Genomic DNA, 25,600 nt, shown 5'->3' with positions numbered 1-25,600 from the left:
CTTCAGAGGCTCAACGTTCACCTTCAGAGGCTCAACGTTCACCTTCAGAGGCTCAACGTTCACCTTCAGAGGCTCAACGTTCACCTTCAGAGGCTCAACGTTCACCTTCAGAGGCTTAACGTTCACCTTCTGAGGCTCAACTTTCGAGTTCTGAGCTAGTAATGAATACAAGACTCACCTTGACAGCGCTAGAGTGGGGAGTTAGGGGTTATAACTATCTTTTGCACTATTCAAAATAGAACTTGGGAATGAGTTTACCATCTGTATCTGGGACAGAGATTCATTTAACAATTGCTGATAATCTAAAATCTAAAATCTAAAATGGTCAAAATGCGGACGTTATTGTCTGGATATTACGGTAAAGGTAATGGTGGTGACGAAGCTTTGTTAGCAACGCTTTTGCAAATGTTACCATCTCAGGTAACGGCTGTGGTGCTTTCTGGTAATCCAGAGGAAACACGCGATCGCTACAATGTAGAAACCTACGATCGCATGGCTCCCTTAGCTGTACTACAAGCTTTACGCTCTTGTGATGCTTTGATTTGGGGCGGCGGGAGTCTCATTCAAGATGTTACCAGTACTATTAGCCCATTTTATTATGGGGGACTGATGGCATTGGCTCAGAAAATGGGTTTGAAAACTGTTGCTTGGGCGCAGGGTATTGGCCCGTTAGTGCGTCCACAAACTCGTTGGTTGGCAAAGCAAACCTTTAGAAATTGTACCAAAATTAGTGTCCGCGATCGCGCCAGTGCTGCTTTATTATCTGATTGGCAAATTCCTTGTATTATAGCTCCTGACCCGGTTTGGGCGTTGGAATCTCAACCAGTACCAGGACTTTGGGATTTACCTGCGCCGAGAGTTGCGGTAACGTTGCGATCGCATTCCCAACTTACAGAAAAACGTCTGGCAAATTTGACTCGTGCTTTGGTTGACTTTCAAAAAGCTACGCAGGCATTTATTTTACTACTGCCGTTTCAAAAAAGTGAAGATTTAAGTATTGCCGAAGCCATCCAACCACATCTTAAAGATGTTAGCAAGATTTTGTGTCTGGAAGATCCGCAACTTTTAAAAGGTGTGTTTCGCGGCGTTGAAATGGCAATTGGGATGCGTTTGCACAGTTTAATTATGGCTGCATCTGTTGGTTGTCGCTGCTTTGCTCTCAGTTATGACCCCAAAGTAAATCGCCTCATGGAAGACTTAGAAATGCCTGGTTGGGATTTGACGAGTTTACCCGATGACCCCAATTTGATTGGTTTGACTTGGATGGAGCATTACGCCAATGGCGATCCTTTATCATCAGAGAAAATCCAATCTTTGGTCGATGGTGCTTTACTGCACAGCGAGTTGTTGAGTGAAGCCTTAAGTTAAGTTTTTGCCTAGATATAAATAGCGAATGAGATGACACAGATATCCCAGCCAAGACGCACCCGTATTTTACCAGCATCAACCTTAGCATCTGAAGAAGTAAGCGATCGCCAGGAACAACGTGATGCTCTTGCTATGCGGTGTCGTGGTGTTTTCGAGCGCTTACGTCCAACTTTGATCGAAATGCATTACAACTGGCATATTGCCATCGACCCTGAAACAGAACAGTATCTCATTGACCCAACACTCTTGGGGATAATGCAAAAAATCCACGATGCTTATGGCAATACTAACGAGGTAAAACTTACTATATTCCAACTCAACGATACAGGAACCTGCGGCAGGTTATGATTGCAGGTTCGTTTGGCGATAATGGCGAGCTATTATTTGAAATTCAGCTTGTTGCTACTAATGATAATAAATTTTCTGTTGAACCTTTACTCGATACTGGGTTTACAGATGGGTGGTTAGCTATTAATACTCAAGACTTGGAAGTATTGGAGTGGTCATTGATGACTGCACAGATTGAAATGCGGACAGCACGAGGGGAAGCACGATTCGATATCTATGAAGGCAAACTTATTATTGATAGAACTGAAGTTATAATTCCCGTGCATGTCGGAGATGAAATTCCTGATACCATAATAGGTTCGTTGTGGCTGGACATTATGCAGTTGGTCGTTAACAAACCAAAAGGAATATTAACTCTTGAAATGGTGAATAGCAATTAACTTACTTATACAAACTAAGTCAAAACTTAGGAAAAATATTTTCCATTCCCAAGCTTCAAATTCTGGAACAAATTATACAGATTATGGTAAATCTGAATCGTGCCAATTCTGCTGCCAATCAACTTATGGGTGCAGTTCGAGTCAAAGTCAAGCTTACGAATGCCATTGATGAAGCGCTTGTCAGCCGAGGAATGCTCAATCCAAATATGCTGCGGGTATATGAAACAGAAGCATTAATAGACACTGGGGCAGTACGTACTGTACTACCCATGTCTATTGTAGAGCAACTTGGTTTGAGAATTCGAGGACAGCAGATTGCTCAATATGGCAAGGGTAGTGAAGAATCTATAGGAGTAACGGAACCCGTAATTATTGAATTGGCAGAACGAGAAACTACCGAAGCCACATTAGTTACAGGTAATATCGTCCTGATTGGACAGACGGTTCTAGAAACGCTAGATTTACTGGTGGACTGGAGAAATCAGCGACTTCTCCCGAATCCTGAACATCCTAACTATCCTGTAATGAGAATATAGGCTAGTGAGTCGTTTTACCGCTAACAATCCCTGACCACTGTACTTTTTTCTCTTTCTCCCGGCGATAAGAAAAGAAATGCTCTGGAGTTTGAAAAGTACAATAAGGTGCGATCGCAATTTGTTCTGCACTAATCCCCATATTTTCCAGTTGTAAGGTATTCACTCGCCGCACATCCAGCCGTACCTTTCCAGGATTGGGATCTTTCAGTAAAGGTGAATTTGGTAGTTCATGCAATGCAGTTATAATTTTTTCTTCGTGATTATGTGATGTAATGCTAGCCCCAATTTCCGCAGCAACTTCGATAGAGACTTGGTAAACTTCCCCAGCGATCGCTGGGCCCATCGCAATGCGTAAATCATCAAGTTTGCTGCCTTGGGATTGTAGCCGAGCGATCGCCAAGGGCACAATCTTTTTAGCAGTTCCCCGCCAGCCTGCGTGTAATGCTGCCACCCGTCCAGTTTGCACATCCCCAATCAGCACGGGTGTACAATCTGCGCTAGCGACCCAAACAGCTTGTAGAGGCTGTTCGCTAATTAAACCATCTGCCGATGCGAAATCTTCCTCAGCAGAGCTTAAGAAGCTTTCAACTTCTTGGGGGGTGAGAACAGTATTGCCATGAACCTGCTTTAAGCGATAGACTGATGCCTCTGGTTGCAATACTTCTGTGATAACTTGTGGCGATCGCGGCCAAAACTGCTGGGTAAAAAAGCCGTGATGCCAACGTTCCAGAATACTACAAGTTAAATAGGGCAGTCCTTCCCAATTGCGCCAGTGCCAAGTGTGCATCTTCAACCAAACCTAAACAGAAATCACTCATCAGCCAATCAATGCTAACTTGAACAACGGAATTTGGGTTAATTGCTGTGGGATTTAATCTGCAAAACTTGGAAGCAGCCTTGCAAGCAGGGCGTCAGTATACATATTTACCATTTTCTCTCCACTTTTTTGAAAGCGTCTCCTCAACTAACCAAACCCTCTGGAACTTACTCAACCAAGGGGCTATTTCAGGAACAGTAGTAATCGCAACTGTTCAATCTGCTGGGCGGGGACAATGGGGACGCGAATGGATTTCTCCTGTTGGGGGATTATATGTTTCCGTGGCGATTTCTTTCGACCACAAAATAGAGGCTACTGACAGCTACCAGCTAACTTTCGCTACTGCTTGGGGAATTGCGTCGCAATTGCGCCAGTGCGGTATAGATGTTGGGATAAAATGGCCTAACGATTTAGTTTTAAATGGTCGCAAACTAGGCGGCATTTTGACAGAAACCAAAGTAAACAAAGGACAAATCATCCAAGCAGTAATTGGTGTTGGTATTAACTGGACGAACCCAGTCCCAGAAACTGGAATCAATCTGGAATCGTGGCAAGCGTCCCAAGATTTCAGGGCAATTTCTTGTCTGGAAATGCTAACCTCTAAAGTCTTACTGGGAATAGAATCCGGTATAGAGTGCCTTTTTCAAGAAGGAGTAAATATACTCTTGTCTGGCTATCTAGACTTGCTTACAAACATGGGCGATCGGGTGGACGTCAATGATCTTTCAGGTACAGTAGTTGGGGTAACTCCTCAAGGAAATTTACGAGTTGATTTAGAAACACATCATACAAAGGAACTAATTACACCGGAAATTTATATTGAACCCGGTACAATCAGTTTGGGGTACCATAAATCTTCCGTTTAAATTTGAGGTTTGTTCAAAATTTCGCTCTTTGGGCAAGACAAACCACTAGCATCATCTCTTTAGGCTAATTACACACAACTGAGAGAACAAATGACGCAGCGCAATAATTCTGCCCATCATCGTTTGCATTACTTATGGCAGCAAGGTCTAACAAAAAAACGTTTTGCTTCAACGCTACCAGCCCAGAGCCTCTGTTGGCTGAGTAGTGTTAGCCTCCTTAGTGGTGGCTTCGTGTTTGCCCAAACGGAAGCACAAATAGACAACATCGTTCCCACTGTTGAAAGTTCTCAATCAACAGCAGTTACAAATCCAGTTAAAACCTCGACTTTTAAGAAACAGGCTGTTGCGCCGGAAACCCCTCAAGCGCAACCGGAATTTTCCCAACGGCGAGCCAAACTCAGACAGAGACTAGGCAAGAAGCCAGAGGTTGCTCAATCAAAAGAGCCAGTTAGGCAGTCTACACCCAAAATCGAAGCTGCCCAACCTGTTGTGATTATCAGACAGTCAAAGCCTAAAGTAGAAGCCTCCCAGGTTAATCCTATAAAGGTGAGACAGGAAAAACCAATTACTCCTGTCCGCTATGCACCTGAAAAACTTCCAGTAGTTGCTCAACCATCAAATAACTCGAACAGCCCTGTCAATGCAACGGCGGAGAAAACCAAGGATTATAATAACGCCTATATCGATCCTAATAGTTATGACAATGGTGCAACAGGTACTTATCAAGCACCAAACTCTGTAATTGTTACAGAACGCTCCAGTGGTTGTCGAGCCATTTTGCCATCAGGGCAAAGTGTATTAGGCGGCGTTTGCGCCAAAATACCCCAAAGGAGTGTAGCTAATTCTAATGGTAAACCAGCACCTAATTGGCTCAGAAGAAGTCAAAATGCCCAATTACCAGTAGTTCCACCCGTGCGGCAGATTGCAACTACTGGCAACATCAGTAGATGGCGTGCTGCTGAAAGTGGTTCTAACGGTGTAACCAAGAGCGCATTTCGCCCGAATCGGTTTATCCCGACTCCCAGCGAGTTCAGCCCGACAACAGTGAGTGCAGCTCCCATTACACCGAGTGGTGGGACTTTACCGCCACCAATGGCAGATGGTAACATTGCACCCCGCCCCAGCAAGGTAGCTTACGACTTCTCACTGGCATCAGTATTGCCGCAAATCCCCTACATGGGGAGAGTCGCCTATAGTGGTACGGGAATGATGTATCCACTATCTATTCCCGCTCCTATTACTTCTTTGTTTGGTTGGCGAATTCATCCAATCACAGGTAATCAACGCTTCCATGCTGGTACAGACTTGGGTGCGCCTACGGGAACACCAGTTTTGGCAGCTGCTGCGGGTCAAGTGGAAACTGCTAACTGGGTGGGTGGTTATGGTTTAACCGTTATCCTAAATCACAAATCTGCTGAACAAACTCTCTACGGCCACATGTCAGAAATCCTTGTTCAACCCGGTCAGTGGGTACAACCTGGAACTATCATCGGGCGAGTTGGCAGCACTGGTAATTCCACAGGCCCTCACTTGCACTTTGAAGTTCGTCACCTGACACAAGATGGGTGGGTTGCTACTGACCCAAGTGTGGAATTACAAAGTGCCCTCAGCCAGTTAGTGCGAGGCTTGCAAACCGCCCAGGTGAGCCAGCAACCAGGCAGTTGATACTGGGGAATGGGGACTAGGGACTGGGAGATGAGGGAGAAACCAATGCCCAATGCCCCATGCCCCATGCCCAATTACAAATACCCGTGTTCTGCTAAGAATGCGGGTGTAATGCCATCTATACTATTTTCATCAGAGGGTGTAGCGTGTGGGTTGCCAGAATAAAGGAATTTTTCGACGTATTTGCCGAGAATATCCCCTTCTAGATTCACCAAACTCCCAGCAACCAAGTAGCGAATATTTGTCTCGCTGTATGTGAGGGGAATTACCGCCACCTTGAATTGGGAGAGTTCTGGCTCATAAGCGGCGACTGTGAGGCTGATGCCATTGACGGCAATGCTACCTTTGGGGACAATATACCGTGCGATCGCTTCGGATGCAATAAAGGTCATTTCCCAAGAACTAGCCGTTTGTTGAGCCACTAGCAATCGACCGATGCCGTCTACATGACCCATCACAAAATGACCGCCAACTTTGCTGCCTACCTTTAGCGACGCTTCTAAATTGACATATCTCTGTTGCGTTTGCTCACCTAAGAGAGTAGTGCGGCGTAGAGTTTCCGGTGAAGCAGTGACAATAAACCCGTCTTTTAAAACTTGTTCCACTGTCAGGCAAACACCATCTACAGCAACACTGTCACCATAAGCCAAATCTTGCATAATTACTTCACCCGACTGGCTTACACAAGTAATTTGCCAAGAATCGCCCCCTAAGGGTTCCATCGTTCCTAATGCTTGGATTAATCCTGTAAACACGGCTTTTTTGTCAAACTAACTCTATTTATTGCCTAATTTTGCCTGGAATCAATTGGTAATTGTCACATAAATCTCGAACATCCAAGTATATTTTCTGACTTTTTTTCGCATAGGAATATTAACACATTAGCATCCTTCACAGGGCATACTTGGGTAAGAAGGTTATTGTCTAAGAAGACCAATTTGACTTACTCTGGTTTTCACCACAAGTTCGGAGTTTAATAGAAGCAATTATAGAGAACGAATGCTTATGTTTATTACTCTCGCCAAACCGCCTAAAAAGGGGTACTATTTGTTACACAGCATCCAAGGCTCTCAAAGGATTGTAGAGGCTTAGCCAATGATTGAAATGAAAGTCGCTGGCATAGCATTAGATGCCATAACCCGCAGCCCGATCGTACTTTTGAAAGATTCTTCAGATCGGCGGGCTTTGCCAATTTACATTGGTCAGGAACAGGCTAGGGCAATTATGGGCGCACTGGAGAATCAGAAGCCTCCCAGACCCTTAACCCACGACCTAATTGTGAATCTTCTAGAGACTTGGAACATGACTCTAGAAAAGGTCATTATTCATTCCCTGCAAAAGGATACATTTTATGCAGCTTTAATTGTCCAGCAAGGCGAAGTCAAAAAAGAAATTGACGCGCGTCCTAGCGATGCGATCGCTATTGCCCTCCGTACAAATACTCCCATTTGGGTAATGGAAGAAGTCATTGCCGATGCTTCTATCCCTGTTGATCGCGATGCAGATGAAGCCGAACAGCAAGCCTTCCGTGAATTTATTTCCAATCTCCGTCCTGAAGATTTGATCAAGCGCTTTGGTAATGGTGACAGCTAAAAGAGTGCTGAGTGCTGATGGGGAGTGCTGAGAAAGAATGGAGAATCTAAAAAATAAGTTCTTTATTCTTTCTTTTTCACCTTTCATTTTGTACAGACAATATTAATTGTGTTTCTACTCAGCACTCAGCACTCAGGACTTAATTTATGAAATACCGACGCTTTGGAAAAACGAATCTGCGCCTCTCGGTTTTTTCTTTGGGAACAATGCGCTACCTGGCTTCTTTTGAAAATGCTCACCAGACTATCGAAGAAGCCTTAGCGCTAGGAATTAATCATCTAGAAACTGCCAGAGGTTACGGCAAAAGTGAGGAGTATCTTGGTAGGGCGTTAAAAGCTGGGTTGTCAGTACCCCGAACGAGGCTTTATGTCACTACCAAAATTTCAGCCACAGCAGATGCTGACACCATGCGTCGGTGCATCGACGAATCTCTAGAACGATTACAACTAGATTATTTAGATTGCTTAGGGGTTCATGGTTTGAACACTTGGCAACATTTGGAGTGGGTGCAAGCTAAAAATGGCTGTATGCAAGCAGTGGAGGAAGCTGTTGCTGATGGCCGAGTGCGACACGTTGGTTTTTCCACCCACGGGCCATTAGAAGTAATTCAGGCAGCAATCAATACAGATTTATTTGAATTTGTCAATCTGCACTATTACTATTTTTTTCAACGGCACGCACCAGCAATTCAACTAGCTGCCGAAAAGGATATGGGCATTTTCATTATTTCTCCTGCTGATAAGGGAGGACGCCTCTACACGCCACCCCAAACCCTAAAAGATTTATGTCAGCCGTATTTACCCTTAGAATTAAACTATCGATTTTTACTTACGGATACTCGTATTACTACTTTGAGTATAGGGCCAGCTAACCCAGAGGAATTAAGGGAACCTTTGCAAATTGCTGACCATGATGGAGAGTTAAATTTAGCAGAAATTTCCGCTTTCTGGCGTTTAGAAAATCAGCAAAAACTTGCTTTGGAAACTGATAATTGTAGCCAGTGTTATGCTTGTTTGCCCTGTCCAGAAAATATCAATATTCCAGAGGTATTGCGGTTACGTAATCTCGCAGTAGCATACGACATGAAAGATTATGGACAATATCGTTACGCAATGTTTGAAAATGCCGGTCACTGGTTCCCTGGAATGAAAGGCAACCGATGTACAGAATGCGGTGACTGTTTGCCTCGGTGTCCAGAAAAGTTAGATATTCCAGCTTTGTTAAAAGATACTCACCAAAAATTAAATGGGAAAGCAGGTAGGAGATTGTGGGGATAAAAATATAAACAGGAGTCAGAATCTAGAATTTAGAATATCCGTTAACCTAAGTATGAGAGTCACCACTTAGTCGCACACCCGTCATTCTAGCTGCTGAGTTCTAAGTTATTTTTTGGTAAAATTAATAAAGATTAAATAAAGTCAGGAAGATCCGCCCAAGCTGGGGTATCTCGCGCAAAGAAAGATGAAGATTAAAAAAAAAGAAATATTCTCCGCCAATCACTGACGGTTTTCCGCTACAGTGGACGGGCTGTAAGCCTAGTATGGACTACTAGCCGATCGCTTACTATTCTTCTGGCAAGTTTAACTTTAGTGGCTGGTCTTTTACCGGCGGCGATATCCTACATTAGTAAGTTAATTGTTGATGCAGTAGTATTTGCATCTCAACTTAAATCACAAAACAATGGTTTTGTCAATATTTATCCGTCTCTATTTTATGTAGGATTAGAAGCGATCGCTGTAATTCTACTAGCAGGCGGTCAACGGGGCATCATCATTTGTCAGTCTTTATTGCGGGCGCTAATGGGTCAGCGAGTGAATGTACTCATCTTAGAAAAGGCGCTGACACTGGATCTTAGGCAGTTTGAAGACTCAGAATTTTATGACAAGTTAACCAATGCCCGACGAGAAGCATCAGTTCGTCCCCTTTCCTTAGTAAATCGCACCTTTGGATTGGTGCAAAGCGCCCTTTCCCTAATTACCTACGGGATTTTGCTAGTAAATTTCTCAGTTTGGGCGGTGGTGGTACTGGTTTTGGCAGCTATGCCTGTATTTATTGCGGAAACAAAGTTTGCTGGAGAAGGCTTTCGCTTGTTTAGTTGGCGTGCGCCAGAAACTCGTCAACAAAACTACTTAGAAAATCTGCTAGCAAGAGAAGATTTTGTCACAGAAGTCAAACTCTACCAGCTGGGAGAGATGCTGCTAGGACGTTATCGCAACCTGTTTGAGCAACTCTATGGCGAAGACCGTGATTTAACTCTGCGGCGAGGACTTTGGGGATATCTCCTGAGTTTAGTCAGTACTGGGGCTTTTTACCTAGCTTATGCTTGGATTGTGTTGGAAACAGTGTTAGGTAAGATTTCCTTGGGAGATATGACAATGTATCTCACCGTTTTTCGCCAAGGACAGTCTACTTTTTCCAATGCCCTGACTTCTATTGGAGGGATGTATGAGGACAACCTATATCTATCAAATCTCTATGATTTTCTGGAAGAAGAAGTACCAAAATCTTGGGGTAAGGCAACCATTGGTTTAAATTCCCAAGATGGTATCCGTTTTGAGAATGTTTCATTTACTTATCCGGGAAGTTCCAAGCCAGCGTTGAGAAACATTTCGCTGCATTTGAAACCCAGAGAGAAACTAGCAATTGTGGGTGAAAACGGTTCCGGTAAGACTACCTTAATCAAACTACTTACCCGACTCTACACCCCTGACTCTGGGCGAATTTTCTTAGATGGTTTGGACTTGCAGGAATGGGATGTGGATGTATTGCGGCGTCGGATTGGTGTGATTTTTCAGAACTTTGTCCGCTACCAGTTCACTGTGGGGGAGAATATTGGCGTGGGCGATGTAGAACATCTCGAAAATAAAACACAGTGGCAAACTGCTGCCCAAAAAGGCATGGCCCAATCTTTTATTGACCAATTACCTCAAAGCTTTCAGACTCAACTTGGTCGTTGGTTTAAGGGAGGACAGGAACTTTCTGGGGGACAGTGGCAGAAAATTGCTTTATCTCGTGCTTTTATGCGATCGCAAGCAGATATCTTGGTGTTAGATGAACCAACATCAGCAATCGATGCCCAAGCTGAGTTTGAGATTTTCAATCATTTTCGCGCTATTACTCAAAATCAGATGGTACTTTTGATTTCCCATCGTTTCTCGACAGTACGAATGGCTGACAAAATCCTAGTTATAGAAAACGGGGAAGTTATAGAACAAGGAACTCACGAAGAATTGTTAAAGCTAGGAGGACGTTATGCCAAGTTGTTTCTGTTACAAGCCGCTGGTTATCAATAGGAAAAGAAGCTAGCAATCATGGTGAATTTAGATAGCGATCGCACACTTTGTAGAAAGCACATAATATCTCTATACAACCACGTTAAACTATTCGGTAAACATGGGTGAAATTTCTTTAGTGCGTAGACGCTCCGTATCTTAAACATCGCTACCCGATAGAACTATGCAAATAACACAACAGCGATACTATACCCCAGAGGAATATTTAGAGCTAGAAGAAGCTGCTGACTACAAAAGTGAATACATTGATGGGCAAATAATTCCTATGGCGGGTGGAACGATAAATCACAATCAAATAGCACTTAACTTAAGTACTGAGTTGACTTTTGCTTTTAAAAAGCAGAACTACCGGGTTTTCATGGGTGATGTTCGTCTATGGATACCCCAAAAGCGTACCTACACCTATCCAGATGTGATGATTCTAGCGGGTGAACCAGAGTTTTTTAACAACCGAAGAGACATAATTACAAATCCTCAAGTTATTATTGAGGTTTTATCAAAATCGACCAAAGGCTACGCTCGCGAGGATAAATTTCAGGCTTACCGAACTATTTCCACTTTCCAAGAATATCTATTAATTGACCAAACTCGGATTCATGTAGAGCAATTTTCTAAAATTGGGAAAAAGCAATGGACGCTTCGTGAATATGATGAAGAAGATGAAGCGATCGCACTTGTAACCGTACCCTTTGAGATTTCCCTACAGGATTTATATAACAAGGTAAAGTTTGAGGTTGTTGAGTCGGAAGGGGAAAGTGCTGATATTGAGGAATTAGGGTAAGGTACGATTACCCTACTTGTGCAAAGCATCTTAAAAAGATTTAAGCCACTTTTAATGGTTTCTGAGGAAAAGTAATTGGCTCTGGTAGAGGTTTTCCTTGGTCTTTATACCATTCAATCAGAGATTCAATTACCTCTTGCCCATGTTTAGCGGCTTCTTCATAACTCTTACCATGAGTATGGAATTGCTGCCAAGGAAATTCGGGTAAGTGTACTAAGTAGCAATTATCCTCATCTGACCATTGAATTACCATACTGTAGCGATCATTCATTTTTCTTCCTCTATTTCTCTTAGTTGCTTCAAAACACGATTGACTTGCTGTTCTATAAGCTTTCTTTTTAGAAGCTATATTTAAGTTATACAGGTTCTGAAATGATACCTGTATTCAAAAGATTTCAGAAGTATCAAAAGTAAAATAAGATGGTTCACAAGATTGCCTTGTTCAATCACAAGGGTGGTGTCAGTAAGACCACAACGACTTTTAACTTAGGTTGGATGCTTGCTTCAAAGGGTAAGAGAGTTATCCTTGTAGATACTGATCCTCAATGTAATCTAACAGGAATAGCTCTAAAAGAAGAAACTGAAGATGACGAAGCAAGAATAGAAAACATCTACAACACACATTCAAATATCAAAACTGGCTTGGCTCCTGCTTTTGAGTCACAGCCACGGGCTATTGAAGCTGTAGATTGTATTCCGATAGAAGGACAAGAAGGTTTATTTTTATTACCTGGTCATGTTGGCTTTGCTGAATACGAAGTAACATTAGGTATCGCGCAGGAACTCAGTGGTTCAATTCAGACACTCAAAAACTTGCCAGGTGCGATTTCTGATCTTTTAGAAAAAACTGCTAATAAATTTAATGCTGACTATATTCTGATTGATATGAGTCCAAGTTTAGGAGCAATTAATCAGAACTTACTAATGACAAGTGACTTTTTCTTAGTGCCTACAACTGCTGATTTTTTCTCTGTAATGGCAATTGATTCTCTGTCTAGAATTTTATCAAAATGGTGTGGTTGGGCAAGAGTGGCAAGCGTAAATCCTATATTAAAGGAAGCTGCTTATCCATTTCCAGAATTTACCTTGAAATTTTTAGGAACCATAGTTCAAAACTATAGAATTATTAGGGGTAAAGAAACGGCAGCATTTCAAACGTGGATAGAAAAAATAGAGAATACAGTTACTGATAAACTAGTACCAGTTCTAGAGCAAAATAATCTGTTAGTATCCAAGCAAGTCTATACCGAGCAAGGTATAAATGGTAGTCTTACACTGACAAAAATTTCTAATTTTAACAGTTTAATTGCTATATCACAAGAACACTGTACACCAGTTTATGCACTAACAACGGAGCAATTAGGACAGACTGGTATAGTACGCGAAAGAAATCAAAAAAAGCAAAAAGACTTTGAAAAAACTTTTTCTGATTTAGCAGATAAAATTATTGCATTATCATCCAGCTATGCAATCAGCGCTTGACCAATTTCGCATTAGTATTCAGCGTGTTCGGGATCTGATTGCTCTTCATACTTCTGTTAAGGCTCAAGCTACTGCTGTTCTGGATCTTTCAGACATTTTACGAGCTGCACTAGTTCTAACTGTTAGTGCCTTGGATTATTATATCCATGAGGTTGTCACATTGGGTATGCTGGAAATTCATCGAGGACAACGTGCTGAACCAGTATCTTCTTCAGCTAATACCACTCAATCAGCCTTTTCCCGTTTTCAAGTTTCCTTGGGAAGCGCTCGTGAGGATAGAAGAATAGCCATAGATATCGCCTCTTGGATAGAGAGTGACATACAGCAGATTTATGGAGCTAATTTTTTACAGCAGTCTAATACTATTTCTAGTTTAATTCCAGCTATATCAAATAGTATTTTGAATAGATTAAATAATACTTCATGGTTAGAAGACGAGATTCGAGAACGTCTAAGTTATCAAAGCTTTCAGCAGCCTGACAAAATAGCTGATGCAATTAGGCAAATTTCGGATAAAAAATTGTGGGATGAGGTTGCTACCAAAATGAGTAAATCTTCTAAAGATATTAAGCAACAACTTACTTTAATTGTGGATCGCAGAAACAAAATTGCTCATGAAGCAGATATAGATCCTACCCTCAACATAGGTAATCGCTGGTATATCGACGAATCAATGGTTGGTGATACAGTTGATTTTATTGAGCAGGTTGTAGAGAGTATTCATCAAATTTTGTAGCTTTGACTTAATCAAGGGTAGATATTGTTGACTAATTAAGCAATATAGGCAGGCAATTATTGTGGAGAGATGAGGACTATGATCGCACCCTCCCCCGCAAACTTAGATAAAATTACTATGGTGCTAGTTAATCCTCCCTAAATCTGATGAAAAGCGATCGCTCTTGTAAACGTAGATACTTCTGACAACTTGTAGAAATTCCCTTAGTACAGGTGTCATATCTTCTTCCCGCCACACTATAGCCGTTTCTACTAATGGTGTTTTCTCCTCTAGAGTACGATAAACTACACCAGTTATCTGAAGATTTTGCAATGAAGACGGTGCGATCGCAATCCCCATTCCCGCTGACACCAATCCGATAATCGTCTGCATCTGAATCGCTTCTTGAGTTACTTTTGGGCTGAAGTTTCCTTGCTGACAAAGACTTACGATTTGGTCGTACAGTCCAGGTCCCAAATGGCGAGGGAACATGATAAAGTTTTCGTTTATTAGCGATCGCACTGAGATACACTCTTGTTCAGCTAAGGGATGAGTTTCCAACATAGCCACAATTAAAGCTTCTTTCTGAATGCACTCTTGATTGAGTGTGTTGTCTTCTAACGGTGGATGGGCAAAGCCTACATGAATGCGGCCTTTCTGTAGCGCTTGCTCTTGCTGAGTTGTGGTTAATTCCTGCAATACTAACTCTACTTCTGGAAACTGTTCTTGAAACCGCCGCAAAATCACAGGAAGCAAATCGTAGGTTACCAAACTAGTAAACCCGATTTGTAGTTGTCCCTTCTCACCTTTTCCTGTTCTTTGGGTTAGCTCAATTGCCTTTTCCAGTTGAGCTAAAAGTTGATAAGCTTCTTGCAAAAAAACTTGCCCAGCTTGTGTTAGCTGTACCTGTCGCTTGGTTTTGCGCTGAAACAGTTCTACCCCCAATTGTGCCTCTAGCTGTTGAATTTGCTGGCTTAAGGGCGGTTGAGCGATGTGCAGTCGCTCGGCGGCTCTACTAAAGTGCAGTTCTTCAGCCACAGCAATAAAGTAGCGCAGATGTCGCAATTCCATTTTTTTGATATTTTATAAGTTTCAATTTTATTTAAATATATATTGGACATCTGAAAAATCCCTGCGTATGATACTCATATAAATATCGCAGGAAGTTAGAGCGATGCAGGAAAAGTATACTCCAGGCTATTCGAGCAATACGACATGGTGAAATCAGGATTGTCGGGGTCGAGAGTCGCAATATTTGTCTTGGTAAGATGATAGGCTGATAACGTTGTATAAAACTGTATCCGCATCTGTGCTATGTTTATTCACTTTTAAAAGCAGTATTTGAAGTTTTTACTTATATTTTTAAAAGCCTCAGATGCTATGTATAAATTATTTACACTTTGCTTAAAATTTCAAATTTAATTAAAAATCTTCCTACCATGCTTGAGCTAGCAAGATATTCATTCAACCTAGAAAAGAATATTAAAATTTAAGCGACTTAGTGCTATATCCTTCACTGGCTAAGATTTGAAAAATAGTAATTATCGTTTCTTTAATAATGAGCAAGAGTCATTCAAAAAATATCATTCATAGTGCCGAACGAGCGTCTATTTTTCTTATATTCAATGCCCCATGACCATACCCAATACCCTAATTGCATACTTCTATGGGATTAGAAGTATCCACACCAACCCAAACAAGTACCCCTAGCAGGTTAAACTAGGTCTGGTAACAACTGCTCCACGTTCTTGAGGCTTTTATGGGAGCTAACCTCAAACAGATTGCCAACTATTTAGACAACCTTGGTTGGGACTACCGTTTTGATGATGAAGAAGACCGAATTATAACAGGTGTGGAGGCTGATAACTTAGAAGATTTCCTAATAGTTGTCCAGCTGGATGAAGAAGGAAAATTTTTTCGGGTATTTGCCCCTCAAGTTCTGGCAGGAATCCAAGACCATCCTCACAAGGCAGCTATCCTCCAGACAATGCTTGCCATTTCTTGGGAAACCAAAATGTTGCAATGGGAGTACGACCCATCCGATGGTGAAATTCGTGCCATTATTGAGTTTCCTTTAGAAGACTCGATTCTCACAGAAAGACAATTTCACCGTTGTCTGAGTGGATTAGTTCAGATTGTGGATGGCATAGCAATACCTCGCCTGCAAGAAGTGATGGCAACAGGTCTCGATCCGGGGAATATAGAACTTGGGGAAAGACTATTACTCAGTATTCAAGAAGAAGCCCCAGGATTGTTAGATTTACTAGAAAAAGCAATGGAAGCGCGAAAAAAGCGAGGAAGTTTTCCTAGTGAGTGAGACGGATCATCACTTAAATAGCTATACTCCAAAGTGATACCCTCACTATATACTGAAATTTTCTGGGGCTGGATATTATGACATCCTATGCAACCTCCTCTGCCAAAGCGGAAATGAGCGAACTCCGGCGGTTGAAAGCCTTACTACCACCAGAACTGCAAAGCTGGGTCACGGTTGAAGGCACAACTGAGGTCAATCCACCCCTGGTTCGCTGCGAAGAAATTGGTAAAGACCAGGTAGAAATTCAAATTGATTTGGTGAAATGGGATGCCCTCGCGATGGATCAGCGTAATCTGCTGTTCTGGCATGAGGTTGCTCGCGTTCAAAATGACACAATTCCTAAAGATGGTTGGGAAATGGCAGCACTAGCTATCGGTTTAGGTGGTGCTGTAGGGGAATTGTGGGTACAAGATGGATTGCTGCTGGTGTTAGCTTTGTCGCTTTGTGGCGTGTCAGGCTGGCGATTGTACCAAAAGAATAATGGGGAAAAGCAATTAAGAGAATTGCTCAATGCTGATGAGAAAGCGATCGCTTTAGCAACTCGTTTTGGTTATAGCCTCCCTAATGCCTACAAGAGTCTCGGTAGCGCCTTGAAAACTCTGATTGATAATACTCCTAGTAAGCGCCAACGGTCGAGATACGAAGCAAGACTCTCTGCCCTCAAACGCAGTGCTAATAAGGCAAAAGCTAAATCGAAAACTCCAGATGAGGGCGCAATATAGCAACCATAAATTAGGTTGGGTGGGTATTTGCTCACCCCCCGAAACACCTAAATCAACGTGGCTTTAACGAAGCTCTCCCTGCCTTGAACTATAGTTCAAGTTTCTCTTTGAGTTAGAGAAGGAAGATTTTACGTAATAAAACCTCTTAGTGGTCTTTTGATTTAGCTAATTAGACTGCCTACTAAGGAGGCTGCTGCCTCCCTAATTAGCGACAATAGCCCAATTACGATTTCATAAAATCTTACTTTTTTCTTGATTACATCTTTATCAAACTCAAATTTTACAACTGGTTCAGCATTTTATGCGTTTGGGGGATCACGCGCACGTTCTTGACAAACCCCTTCATCAAAGCTTGCCACGTCAAAACTTGATCGCTGGAAGGCGCAAGTACAGGTACTGGAGAAAATTGTTCTGATACAGCCAAAGGCGTGACAGGTTGTAAAAATACTGGGATATCTGGACTAACCTCTGCCACCAACAAAGCTGAACGTTCCAACTCGGCGGGATCTGTGTTTTGAGACACAATTATCTTGACAAAAACATTTAAATATGAGTCATAACATAACTGGAGAAATTTACTATGTTCTTGCCAATGACTTTCGCCGCTAACACTGGGCAATTTTAAATCCATACCTACAGAGTCTAAGTATGGGATAATCATTGCTAGTTGTTCTGGGCGATGTCCGCCAGTTTCTAAGTATATAGGTAGACCAGTTATGGCTCGCACTTGGGGTAGAAACTGCGTTAGAAATGAGGCATGAAGAAGTGGTTCGCCGCCAGTTAAGCTAATGCTATCGTGTAAACAAGGTAGATTTTGCTGTTCCACCCATTCGATTAATATGGTTAATGGGACAGGGTTAGAGTGAATTTCAAAGTCGCGCAATCCAGGCGATCGCTCTATCCGACAAGTAGTAGGTGCATTCCAAGTGTGGGCACTATCACAAAAGTGACAGCGCAAATCACACAAAGCAAAACGAATAAATATCTGACGTGTTCCTACATTAAGTCCTTCTCCTTGAATGGCAGAAAAGACCTCAATCAGGCGTGCGGTAGGTGTAACCGTATTTTTAGAACTCATAAAATGAGAGCAACGCGATCGCGCTGCGTCGGCACAACAGCAAGGATGTTTTTTGGCTTCTTGTTCTATTGTGAATCGTCACTAGCGATCTCCAATCTCAGCCCCGGTAAATAGCAGTTAGTCCTGATTACCACTAATTCCAATATTAGGTTAAGTAATTTTGTAGGACAAAGTAATGTTTGGCAGATTACATTATACATGGCAACGAAAGTGCAGAGCTTCATGACTAGCCAACCGACAGAGGTCGATTTTCCAGTTAATTCCCTAAACGACATGGCTATAGTCCAGGTGCCGACGCGGTTGAGCGTGCTGGAGGCTTTAGGCTTTAAGCAAACCTGCCAAGGCTTAATTGGACCCAATTCACATCCCAAGCAAATCATCATTGACTTTCACCAAACTACTTTTATCGATAGTAGTGGTTTAGGTGCCCTGGTAAGTAATTTTAAATACGCTCAGACTAAAGAAATTACATTAATACTACGAAATGTAACACCTCAAGTCATGGCAGTCCTAAAACTCACAGGGTTGGATCAGGTTTTTCTTTTAGAGCTTGTGGAGGATAGGCCGTTAATAGAACAAGATGACGTACTAGATAATCGGAAGACAACTTCCCGTAAAGTAGAGCAGTTACCCACTACTCACCCTTCTATGGCATCTTGGATGAAACGGTTCTTAGATATTGTCGGGTCAGTGATTGGTTTATTAATTACAGGAATTTTGTTTATTCCAATTGCGATCGCTATTCAAATTAACGATCCCGGGCCCATTTTCTTTAGTCAAACCCGTTGTGGTTGGATGGGTAAGCGGTTTAAGATTTGGAAATTCCGCTCTATGTGTGTGGATGCAGAAGCGAAGAAATCCCAAGTTAAAAACCAAGTGCAAGGTGCTTTTTTCAAGAATGAGAATGACCCCAGAATTACTAAGGTAGGACGCTTTTTACGGCGAACTAGTCTTGATGAATTACCCCAATTTTGGAATGTCCTCAAAGGAGAGATGAGTTTAGTAGGCACTCGACCACCTACACCCGATGAAGTGGAACGCTATGAAGTACCAGAGTGGCAACGTTTAGATGTAAAACCCGGTATGACTGGCGAATGGCAAGTAAATGGACGTTCTACAGTCCGTAGTTTTGAAGATGTAATTCGTCTGGATTTGCAGTATCAAAAAAATTGGAGTTTAGTGTACGATTTAAAGCTAATTTTTAAAACTATAGCTATTCTGTTTAAGAGAAACAGTGGTGCTGTTTAGCTAACTACCTTTATTCACAATTTTTTGGTAACTCCCAATCACGATAATTCTTAAATACACCCAAGCCTAAAATAGGCTTGGGTAAACTTTAGGTTTACCTACAGCACCATGCAAGTGTCATTCTCTGTTTAACAAGTAAAAAGTAAAAAGTGAATCCTTGTGTAAATTGCAATATGCTAACATGAAATGTGAGAAGATGTCTTTGACATAAACAATGTTAAAATCGCTGGTTTAAAAACCTAAATCTAGGAAAGCCGAACCAGCAAAAAAGGAGAAAATACAAGGGTGATTGTTCATCAAAAAATAAGTTTTATTTAAATAAAATATACATTTCATCATTCAAATGGTGCTGTAATATTTGAAAATTTAATTTATATATATGCCAGCCATTATTAGTATCTTTAATAATAAAGGTGGAGTGGGTAAAACCACTTATATGTTCCATATAGCCCACCTTCTTGAGCAGTCTAATAAAACCGTACTTATGGTTGATTGTGATAGCCAATGCAATCTAACAGCTTATGCACTACCTGAAAGCAATATAGAACGAGCATGGAGTGAGCGTGGAAATAGCATCTGGCGAGCAATTGAGCCAATAGCACAAAGACTTTTGACTGCGATCAACAGTATCTAAAAATACTTTCAAACTCCTTTTCACCTTCAGGCAAAGGCGCAAATAAAAAACTCTGCGCCTCTGCGTGAACTTAACCCACCGCCTTCTGAACACCAACTATTTCAATCGGCTGCACTCCTGGCAACAAACGCTTCACACCTTGCTTAACAAACCCCTGCAAAAAACCAATCTGCTGATTTTGCTGAAATACCTTTTGCAAGGTTTGCCGCAAATTATCCAAATTTAAACCAGTCCCAGAATCTATTGCTATTTCCTGCTGTTGGAAATACTCAACTAGACTTAATCCTGCTACTCTAGTTAGATAAGCTGCACTTACTCCCTGCACTACACCACCAGCAACAAAGGTAATGGCATTACTTTTCAGAACAGTACTAATAGCCTTTGTAGAAAGTTCAACTAAACCTAATTTCAGCATTAAACTTCCCATTGTTCCAGCTACGGCTTGTGCCTGTTCTAGGGAAAATTTTTGCTGATAGATATTACCCAAATCCATTACCATTTGAGCATTAATTGCCGCAGTTGCCAGAATATCAAAGGCTGGTACTGGATTAGCAAAGGCAGCAGCAGCAGCTATCCACTGATATTGTTCAATAATTGGGGTGGCGCGATCGCGTCTTGCTCCATTCAGCCAATTTTTCGCCTCAGCTTTCAACAATCCGGCTTTCCTCATGGTTGTCACCCAAACTAGCCGTTGTCTTTGCTGTACCAAAACTTCACGCAACTGCTGAGTTAACTGCTGGATATCAGCTGCTGGTTGTTCCATCCACTCTTGCACAGAACCATCAGCCTCATGTTTTCGGACTTTGATGGCAATGGGAGAGGCCGCAGTTGCAACTACATTTTCCTGCATCCGCTGTTTCAATGACAGCAAGATGTTGGCGCTTTCATCGGTTAAATACTGGTCTTGTTTGTTGAAAACCAGCATATTAGGCTGATTTGCTGCCTTTAGTTGCTGTAAGGTTTGAAATTCTGAGTCTGTCAAATCAGCGTTTGTCAGAAATAGAACAAAATCAGATTTTGCTATCTCTGCCAAAATAGCCGCATCTGAATTTTCACCAACTTCTCTAAACAAAGGTGCTGTCTCTTGTAGAGACACGAAATTTTGTGTCTCTAGATTTTGTAGCACTTGAATTAAAGTACTTTTACCCACGGATTTACCGCCAGTCACAGCTACTTTAATTTTTTGCCTGTCTAATTCCAGCAACAATTGGGCAACTTGTTCTCTGAGTGTCTCTAAGGCTGGATGGTTTTCTGCTTCTTGTGCTAGTTGGTTAATTACAGTTTCAGTTTTAGCGATCGCACTTTCCACAGTCGCCCGATCCACCAGAATACCATCTAGCTGCTTTAAACTGTCTTTGGGGCGCTTTTGCTGGAACAACCACAAACCACCGCCTACAGCTAAAGCACTCAACAAACCAAACTCACCCACCTGCACTATAGAATCGTGCCAACTGTCCAACATCCACAGAGAAAAGGAAAGTCCCAATCCTCCCACTAAAATTGGTCGCTGCAACTTCACAACCATGATTCTCCGCGCCTTTTAGATGGCTATTTCTTCCAGAATAGATCAAAATAAAACAAAAGCCCTGCAATCTTTTCTGATTGTAAGGCTTTTATTTTATCTTTTATTTGGTGGCGGGAAGTGGATTTGAACCACTGACCTTCGGGTTATGAGCCCGACGAGCTACCAGGCTGCTCTATCCCGCGTTGCTCTTAACTTCTATAGTATAATCTATAGTTAAGAGTTTGGCAACTACAAAAATGATAATTCTCCAATTACTTCTAAACGCTTGTATTTTCCCAAGGTGACAAACTTTTCTGAGAGGCTTTCGGCGGCGCTGGGACTAATCCACCCCATTTGCTGGAGTAAGTGAATAGCGACGGCATATTTTGCCCGTTTCGCCCCATCCATGACTTTGATTGCCAATCCCAAGCCTTCACCGAGTCTACCAATGCACTGCACTCCTTCGGCACCAGTTTTACTGACTAGTTCTCCTGGAGTTAAGCGCATCAGTTCCGTATCAAATTCTCCATCTCCTGCTACCATCGCGGGGTGATGAGTCATGGCACGGACGATGCGCTCCATATCCAAGTTGGTACTAGAGGCTAGCAGTGCATATAAAGATGCCATGTGACCGAGTTGCATCAGATAAGTTGGTGCGCCACAGTCGTCATGAGCGCTGATAAATTCTGCTGCTGGCATTCGCAGCAACTCTGCTACCTTGCCCAAAATTAACTGCTGCATTGGGTGCTTGCGATCCAAGTAGTTATTCAAGGGCCAATGGCGTTGCTGACAAACAGCTAACATTCCCGCATGTTTTCCAGAGCAATTGTATTCCAGAGGACTGCGTTTGCCTTCAGGAATTGGACACTGGAGTATAGTCGGGTCAAGATCCGCCCGCCAAAGGATGTTAAATACCTGTCGGACTTGATCTATTTTTCCTTTATGGGAACTTGTGATAATTGCTAAATCGCGATCGCTGAGTTGATAGCGTTCCAGTGTACCTGTGGTGGTGACAGCTAGTGCCTGAAACGGTTTGAGGGCTGAACGGATAAATGCAGCAGTTTCAGAATTTCCAGCAACAGTTAGAACCCGTCCTCGTTCGTCGCAGACAACAGCTTGGACTATATGCCTGGATTCAATAATACCTTCCCGCAGCAACCGGACTTCCAGTGCTGTGGCTTGAGTTCGTTTTCCCATTGTCATGGGTTTATATTTATCACCTTTTTTAATTAATTAGCCATTGGTCATTGGTCATTAGTCTTTAGCTAATGACTAATGACCAATGACCAATAATTCTTTAAAACAAATGCCAACCTATAGTACCAATAACGTACATTCCCGCCAAGCCAGCAAAGGTAAATTGTAACCGTCGCAGAATGGGTTTGATTTCGTATGCAACAATTAAGCGATCGCGGTTGAGGACTTCCTGTGGCTTTGTCCAAGTTTGACCGTCGTACCAGCCGGACTCTTCATAAAATACTGTGGGACTACAAAGGCGATCGCACACGTAGAACCAGCCTAAGTATAATCTTACTAGTATAAGCACTAACCCGACACTTGCTCCGGCTGCACCACAGAGAATAAAATGTGCAATATACTTGTGAGGGGGAAAACTTGCCGCAGCTATCGGCCCAGCAAAAAGCCAAGATAAACCCCAAATCCAAACAAGTTTCATGATATACCCGCGCCAGTGTAACGTGGTATCACGAAACAGCCAGGAAGTTTTTAACTCTTCGTATTCATTGAGCGGTTGTTGGTCTGTAGGAACTGGGCAATTTGAAACCGAAGACCTAATCATGTTGGCTTACCCTCACCTTCATCAGATTCTGGAAGGGAAATACGCTCTGCATGAATCCAGAACGCTTCTAAATTATAAAACTCCCGTTCCTTAGGCATCATGATGTGAACGATCACATCACCGTAGTCTTGTAGTACCCAACTCCCCTCGGCTTTTCCTTCTGTCCTTAAGGGACGGCGTTGCAACTCAGTTTCGACTTTTCCTTCAATTGCTTGAGCGATCGCCCTGACCTGTACCTTAGAATAGCCAGTCATCATCACAAAGTAATCAGCCAGGTAAGATACCTCTGCTACTTTGAGCAATAAAATCTCACCTGCTTTGCGGTCTGATGCCGCAATCGCGATCGTTGCAGCTAATTTTTCGCTCGCCTCTTCGGTTTGGCCGTGGCTTATTACCGCACTCTTCGTCAGTGGGACAGATTGCAATGGGAAATTTCCTTGGAAATAATCAGTCATTAAACCTCAGGTGCTTTCTTCCTTTTGAAACAATTGTTGACATTTACTTACAAACAACAAACAATTGATCTGACAAATGTGTCAATAGGTTTTTTTGAATACTAACAAAAAAATAGGTGTCTATGGGCCTCGTTTGATAATTGGCTGTTTAGATTTCGATATCCGCAACTGATGATTGCTGATGGTTATTGTGCAGCGATAAATCAACCAATAGCTTTTCAGCAAGAATTGACAACGAAAATAATCGCAGATTCATCAAACAGCATAATATGTAATGTAAAGCTAGTAATTCGCAGATAACGGGATATCTAGGCTTTATACTGTTTGCTAAAAATTACGACATAACACAGCATACTAATGACTGGTCTAGCAAAAGTGCGATCTTTATACGTAGAGTATTAAATATTGTAAAATACCTTTTAATCGATTACCCACGGATTGAATGAAGTGAAGCCGTGAGATTTTAGTTCAACAATCCACCTAAAAACCTACTTGTCTATCGCCATATAATTTTTAGTAAAATTTGTTACCTTCACTATTTTGTATTACTTAGATATGAGGGCATAATTGCAATTTATACAGATGCAGCATAACTTTGCTGCAAAGATTAAACTTCTTGTTTCGTAACTATCCCTGTAGACTGAATTGCTCTACGTTCTGCTGTCAATGAGTAACACAAGGACTCATACTGATTTAAAGCTTGCTCAAAACCATATTGCTCAACGGCATATTGGCGACTTTTGTAACCCAGAGTTTTGACTTTTTCGGGGTTTTGGTACAAATCTAAAATTGCCATTGCTAAAGCTTGGGAATCTTCTGGAGGAACGATAACTCCGCCGCCACTTTGCCTAATGACTCTTGCTGCTGTACCATTGTCGGGGACAGAGGCAACTAAGGCCCCTCCACTAGCAAGTAGTACTTGAATTTTTGACGGCATATTGAAGGATACAACATTTTTCTTTTGCACCACTAAACCAATATCCGCAGCTGCTAACATCTGTGGTAAATCTTTGCGGGGTTGAAATGGCAGTAACAACACATTATCTGCGCCGCAGTCTAGACATTCTTGTTGCAATCGCTGTAGACCTTTTGCCTCTCCAACGATGACAAAGACAATATCTGGGATATGGCGCAATACAGAAGCAGCTTTGACGACGCTTTCTAAGCCTTGGGTTAGGGCAATGTTACCAGAATACAGTACTACAAATTTGCCGTTTAGATTATGTGCTGTGCGGAAAGCATTATCTTCTTTAGGCAAAGGACGGATAAAATTTACATCAACCCAATTAGGAATTTGCACAATTTTATCAGCTTCTACGCCCTTAGAGCGCAAATTGTCCACAAACCCATCAGCAATGACGCTAATTTTACTGGCACTGCTGTAGGCAAATTTTTCCAATAATGTAAACAACCGGATAAGTAATTTATTTTTCAGCAGACCGACATGGACGGCCGCTTCTGGTAATATATCTTGTAGATTTAAAATCACAGGACAAGCACGTAACCATCCTAAAAGAGCAACTGGTACACAGCTTGGCAAGGATGGCGATGTTGAGAGAATCACATCTGGGCGCCAACCGATGAGGGCGGGTACAAAGCTAGTGACTACGAAACTAGCATCTAATAACACCCTATCTAATAGGTTGGGTTGTGGACGAATCCAAACGTAACTGCGTTGAATTTGAACGCCATTTTTGGATTCGTTGACATACCATTTGCCCCGATATTCCTGGTAAATTTGCCGCTCAGGGTAATTGGGCATAGCGGTAACTACACGCACTTCATGCCCACGTTTCACTAGTCCCTCTGCTAATTCAGTCATTAGTGGGGCAATACCAATCGGCTCTGGATAGTAGTTGTAGGAGTAAATTAAAATCCGCATAAAATTTAGTCCGAAGTACCCCGGTTTTTATTTAATGACAAATATTTGTCTAAAATATCATTGGGCTTGGAAACCCCTATATTTAATTGTGACTCCAGACTCTTTTGATGTCAGGAAT

Annotated in this window: 26 protein-coding genes and 1 tRNA gene; 16 read left to right on the top strand and 11 right to left on the bottom strand. The window is 42.1% G+C overall.

Going from position 1 to position 25,600, the window contains the following annotated elements; translation table 11 throughout:
• Nucleotides 1–330: 330 nt before the first annotated feature.
• The 4 genes from csaB (at nucleotide 331) to V7K41_RS23970 (ending at nucleotide 2,632) form a co-directional block, all read left to right on the top strand.
• Nucleotides 331–1,368 (top strand): polysaccharide pyruvyl transferase CsaB, encoded by a 1,038-nt coding sequence (gene csaB, locus V7K41_RS23985; protein WP_334852241.1) that lies wholly within the window; start codon nucleotides 331–333, stop codon nucleotides 1,366–1,368.
• A 30-nt stretch (nucleotides 1,369–1,398) separates the two neighbouring features.
• Nucleotides 1,399–1,716 (top strand): hypothetical protein, encoded by a 318-nt coding sequence (locus tag V7K41_RS23980; protein ID WP_334852240.1) that lies wholly within the window; start codon nucleotides 1,399–1,401, stop codon nucleotides 1,714–1,716.
• Nucleotides 1,713–2,096 carry an aspartyl protease gene (locus V7K41_RS23975; RefSeq protein ID WP_334852238.1) on the top strand — a complete coding sequence of 128 codons (384 nt, stop codon included), beginning with the start codon at nucleotides 1,713–1,715 and terminating at the stop codon, nucleotides 2,094–2,096. The genes V7K41_RS23980 and V7K41_RS23975 overlap by 4 nt, the downstream gene beginning before the upstream one ends.
• Before the next feature lie 83 nt (nucleotides 2,097–2,179).
• On the top strand, nucleotides 2,180–2,632 hold the full coding sequence (locus V7K41_RS23970; RefSeq protein ID WP_334852236.1) for a clan AA aspartic protease: 453 nt from the start codon (nucleotides 2,180–2,182) through the stop codon (nucleotides 2,630–2,632).
• A 1-nt stretch (nucleotide 2,633) separates the two neighbouring features.
• On the opposite strand, the gene pgeF is transcribed toward V7K41_RS23970, so the two are convergent.
• Nucleotides 2,634–3,419, bottom strand: coding sequence for a peptidoglycan editing factor PgeF (gene pgeF, locus V7K41_RS23965; protein ID WP_334852235.1), 786 nt, complete (start codon nucleotides 3,417–3,419; stop codon nucleotides 2,634–2,636).
• A gap of 77 nt (nucleotides 3,420–3,496) precedes the next feature.
• Between pgeF and V7K41_RS23960 the strand changes: the two genes are divergently transcribed.
• Both V7K41_RS23960 and V7K41_RS23955 read left to right on the top strand, forming a co-directional pair.
• A complete protein-coding gene (locus V7K41_RS23960) occupies nucleotides 3,497–4,315 on the top strand; it encodes a biotin--[acetyl-CoA-carboxylase] ligase (RefSeq protein ID WP_334852233.1) in 819 nt (272 codons plus the stop codon).
• Nucleotides 4,316–4,405: 90 nt separating this feature from the next.
• Complete coding sequence (locus V7K41_RS23955; RefSeq protein ID WP_334852231.1) at nucleotides 4,406–5,980, top strand: M23 family metallopeptidase; 1,575 nt, start codon at nucleotides 4,406–4,408, stop codon at nucleotides 5,978–5,980.
• A gap of 74 nt (nucleotides 5,981–6,054) precedes the next feature.
• On the opposite strand, the gene V7K41_RS23950 is transcribed toward V7K41_RS23955, so the two are convergent.
• A complete protein-coding gene (locus tag V7K41_RS23950) occupies nucleotides 6,055–6,735 on the bottom strand; it encodes a riboflavin synthase (RefSeq protein WP_334852229.1) in 681 nt (226 codons plus the stop codon).
• A 340-nt stretch (nucleotides 6,736–7,075) separates the two neighbouring features.
• On the opposite strand from V7K41_RS23950, the gene V7K41_RS23945 reads away from it, so the two are divergent.
• The 4 genes from V7K41_RS23945 to V7K41_RS23930 all read left to right on the top strand — a co-directional run bounded on the left by V7K41_RS23945 (nucleotide 7,076) and on the right by V7K41_RS23930 (nucleotide 11,647).
• Complete coding sequence (locus V7K41_RS23945; protein WP_012406891.1) at nucleotides 7,076–7,573, top strand: bifunctional nuclease family protein; 498 nt, start codon at nucleotides 7,076–7,078, stop codon at nucleotides 7,571–7,573.
• Nucleotides 7,574–7,719: 146 nt separating this feature from the next.
• Nucleotides 7,720–8,850 carry an aldo/keto reductase gene (locus tag V7K41_RS23940; protein WP_334852227.1) on the top strand — a complete coding sequence of 377 codons (1,131 nt, stop codon included), beginning with the start codon at nucleotides 7,720–7,722 and terminating at the stop codon, nucleotides 8,848–8,850.
• Nucleotides 8,851–9,057: 207 nt separating this feature from the next.
• The gene (locus V7K41_RS23935) at nucleotides 9,058–10,866 is read left to right on the top strand and encodes an ABC transporter ATP-binding protein (protein WP_334852257.1); all 1,809 of its coding nucleotides are present in this window, start codon (nucleotides 9,058–9,060) and stop codon (nucleotides 10,864–10,866) included.
• Nucleotides 10,867–11,029: 163 nt separating this feature from the next.
• The gene (locus tag V7K41_RS23930) at nucleotides 11,030–11,647 is read left to right on the top strand and encodes a Uma2 family endonuclease (protein WP_334852225.1); all 618 of its coding nucleotides are present in this window, start codon (nucleotides 11,030–11,032) and stop codon (nucleotides 11,645–11,647) included.
• A 40-nt stretch (nucleotides 11,648–11,687) separates the two neighbouring features.
• Here the strand turns inward: V7K41_RS23930 and V7K41_RS23925 are convergent, their stop codons facing one another.
• Nucleotides 11,688–11,918, bottom strand: a complete 231-nt coding sequence (locus V7K41_RS23925) for a type II toxin-antitoxin system HicB family antitoxin (RefSeq protein ID WP_334852223.1) — start codon at nucleotides 11,916–11,918, stop codon at nucleotides 11,688–11,690.
• Between the two features lie 149 nt (nucleotides 11,919–12,067).
• Here V7K41_RS23925 and V7K41_RS23920 point away from each other — a divergent pair, with 149 nt between their 5' ends.
• Both V7K41_RS23920 and V7K41_RS23915 read left to right on the top strand, forming a co-directional pair.
• On the top strand, nucleotides 12,068–13,129 hold the full coding sequence (locus V7K41_RS23920; protein WP_334852222.1) for a ParA family protein: 1,062 nt from the start codon (nucleotides 12,068–12,070) through the stop codon (nucleotides 13,127–13,129).
• Entirely contained in the window at nucleotides 13,113–13,865 is a 753-nt protein-coding gene (locus V7K41_RS23915; protein ID WP_334852220.1) for a HEPN domain-containing protein, read from the top strand. The genes V7K41_RS23920 and V7K41_RS23915 overlap by 17 nt, the downstream gene beginning before the upstream one ends.
• A gap of 123 nt (nucleotides 13,866–13,988) precedes the next feature.
• Here V7K41_RS23915 and V7K41_RS23910 read toward each other — a convergent pair whose 3' ends face one another.
• Nucleotides 13,989–14,915, bottom strand: coding sequence for a LysR family transcriptional regulator (locus V7K41_RS23910; RefSeq protein ID WP_334852218.1), 927 nt, complete (start codon nucleotides 14,913–14,915; stop codon nucleotides 13,989–13,991).
• Nucleotides 14,916–15,603: 688 nt separating this feature from the next.
• Between V7K41_RS23910 and V7K41_RS23905 the strand changes: the two genes are divergently transcribed.
• Both V7K41_RS23905 and V7K41_RS23900 read left to right on the top strand, forming a co-directional pair.
• Entirely contained in the window at nucleotides 15,604–16,161 is a 558-nt protein-coding gene (locus V7K41_RS23905; protein WP_104906442.1) for a hypothetical protein, read from the top strand.
• A gap of 77 nt (nucleotides 16,162–16,238) precedes the next feature.
• Nucleotides 16,239–16,883: a DUF3318 domain-containing protein gene (locus V7K41_RS23900; RefSeq protein ID WP_334852216.1), complete on the top strand. Its 645-nt coding sequence runs from the start codon at nucleotides 16,239–16,241 to the stop codon at nucleotides 16,881–16,883.
• A 280-nt stretch (nucleotides 16,884–17,163) separates the two neighbouring features.
• Here the strand turns inward: V7K41_RS23900 and V7K41_RS23895 are convergent, their stop codons facing one another.
• The gene (locus V7K41_RS23895) at nucleotides 17,164–17,961 is read right to left on the bottom strand and encodes a 7-carboxy-7-deazaguanine synthase QueE (protein ID WP_334852215.1); all 798 of its coding nucleotides are present in this window, start codon (nucleotides 17,959–17,961) and stop codon (nucleotides 17,164–17,166) included.
• A 198-nt stretch (nucleotides 17,962–18,159) separates the two neighbouring features.
• Here V7K41_RS23895 and V7K41_RS23890 point away from each other — a divergent pair, with 198 nt between their 5' ends.
• Both V7K41_RS23890 and V7K41_RS23880 read left to right on the top strand, forming a co-directional pair.
• Entirely contained in the window at nucleotides 18,160–19,209 is a 1,050-nt protein-coding gene (locus V7K41_RS23890; RefSeq protein WP_334852214.1) for a sugar transferase, read from the top strand.
• A gap of 379 nt (nucleotides 19,210–19,588) precedes the next feature.
• Nucleotides 19,589–19,843 (top strand): ParA family protein, encoded by a 255-nt coding sequence (locus V7K41_RS23880; RefSeq protein ID WP_334852212.1) that lies wholly within the window; start codon nucleotides 19,589–19,591, stop codon nucleotides 19,841–19,843.
• Between the two features lie 70 nt (nucleotides 19,844–19,913).
• Here the strand turns inward: V7K41_RS23880 and V7K41_RS23875 are convergent, their stop codons facing one another.
• The 6 genes from V7K41_RS23875 to V7K41_RS23850 form a co-directional block, all read right to left on the bottom strand.
• The gene (locus tag V7K41_RS23875) at nucleotides 19,914–21,368 is read right to left on the bottom strand and encodes a YcjF family protein (protein WP_334852210.1); all 1,455 of its coding nucleotides are present in this window, start codon (nucleotides 21,366–21,368) and stop codon (nucleotides 19,914–19,916) included.
• Between the two features lie 105 nt (nucleotides 21,369–21,473).
• Nucleotides 21,474–21,550, bottom strand: a tRNA-Met gene (locus tag V7K41_RS23870).
• Nucleotides 21,551–21,596: 46 nt separating this feature from the next.
• On the bottom strand, nucleotides 21,597–22,550 hold the full coding sequence (locus V7K41_RS23865) for an asparaginase (protein ID WP_334852209.1): 954 nt from the start codon (nucleotides 22,548–22,550) through the stop codon (nucleotides 21,597–21,599).
• 94 nt (nucleotides 22,551–22,644) lie between these two features.
• Nucleotides 22,645–23,145, bottom strand: coding sequence for a CGLD27 family protein (locus V7K41_RS23860; RefSeq protein ID WP_334852208.1), 501 nt, complete (start codon nucleotides 23,143–23,145; stop codon nucleotides 22,645–22,647).
• Nucleotides 23,142–23,600 carry a ribosome silencing factor gene (gene rsfS / locus V7K41_RS23855; protein ID WP_334852206.1) on the bottom strand — a complete coding sequence of 153 codons (459 nt, stop codon included), beginning with the start codon at nucleotides 23,598–23,600 and terminating at the stop codon, nucleotides 23,142–23,144. The genes V7K41_RS23860 and rsfS overlap by 4 nt, the downstream gene beginning before the upstream one ends.
• A gap of 607 nt (nucleotides 23,601–24,207) precedes the next feature.
• Nucleotides 24,208–25,482, bottom strand: a complete 1,275-nt coding sequence (locus V7K41_RS23850) for a WcaI family glycosyltransferase (protein WP_334852204.1) — start codon at nucleotides 25,480–25,482, stop codon at nucleotides 24,208–24,210.
• Nucleotides 25,483–25,600: the final 118 nt, after the last annotated feature.

The organism is Nostoc sp., assembly GCF_036917415.1.
Classification (GTDB): domain Bacteria; phylum Cyanobacteriota; class Cyanobacteriia; order Cyanobacteriales; family Nostocaceae; genus Nostoc.
The sequence above is the reverse complement of the archived record's forward strand: the minus strand, read 5'-3'. Positions and strand labels throughout refer to the sequence as shown.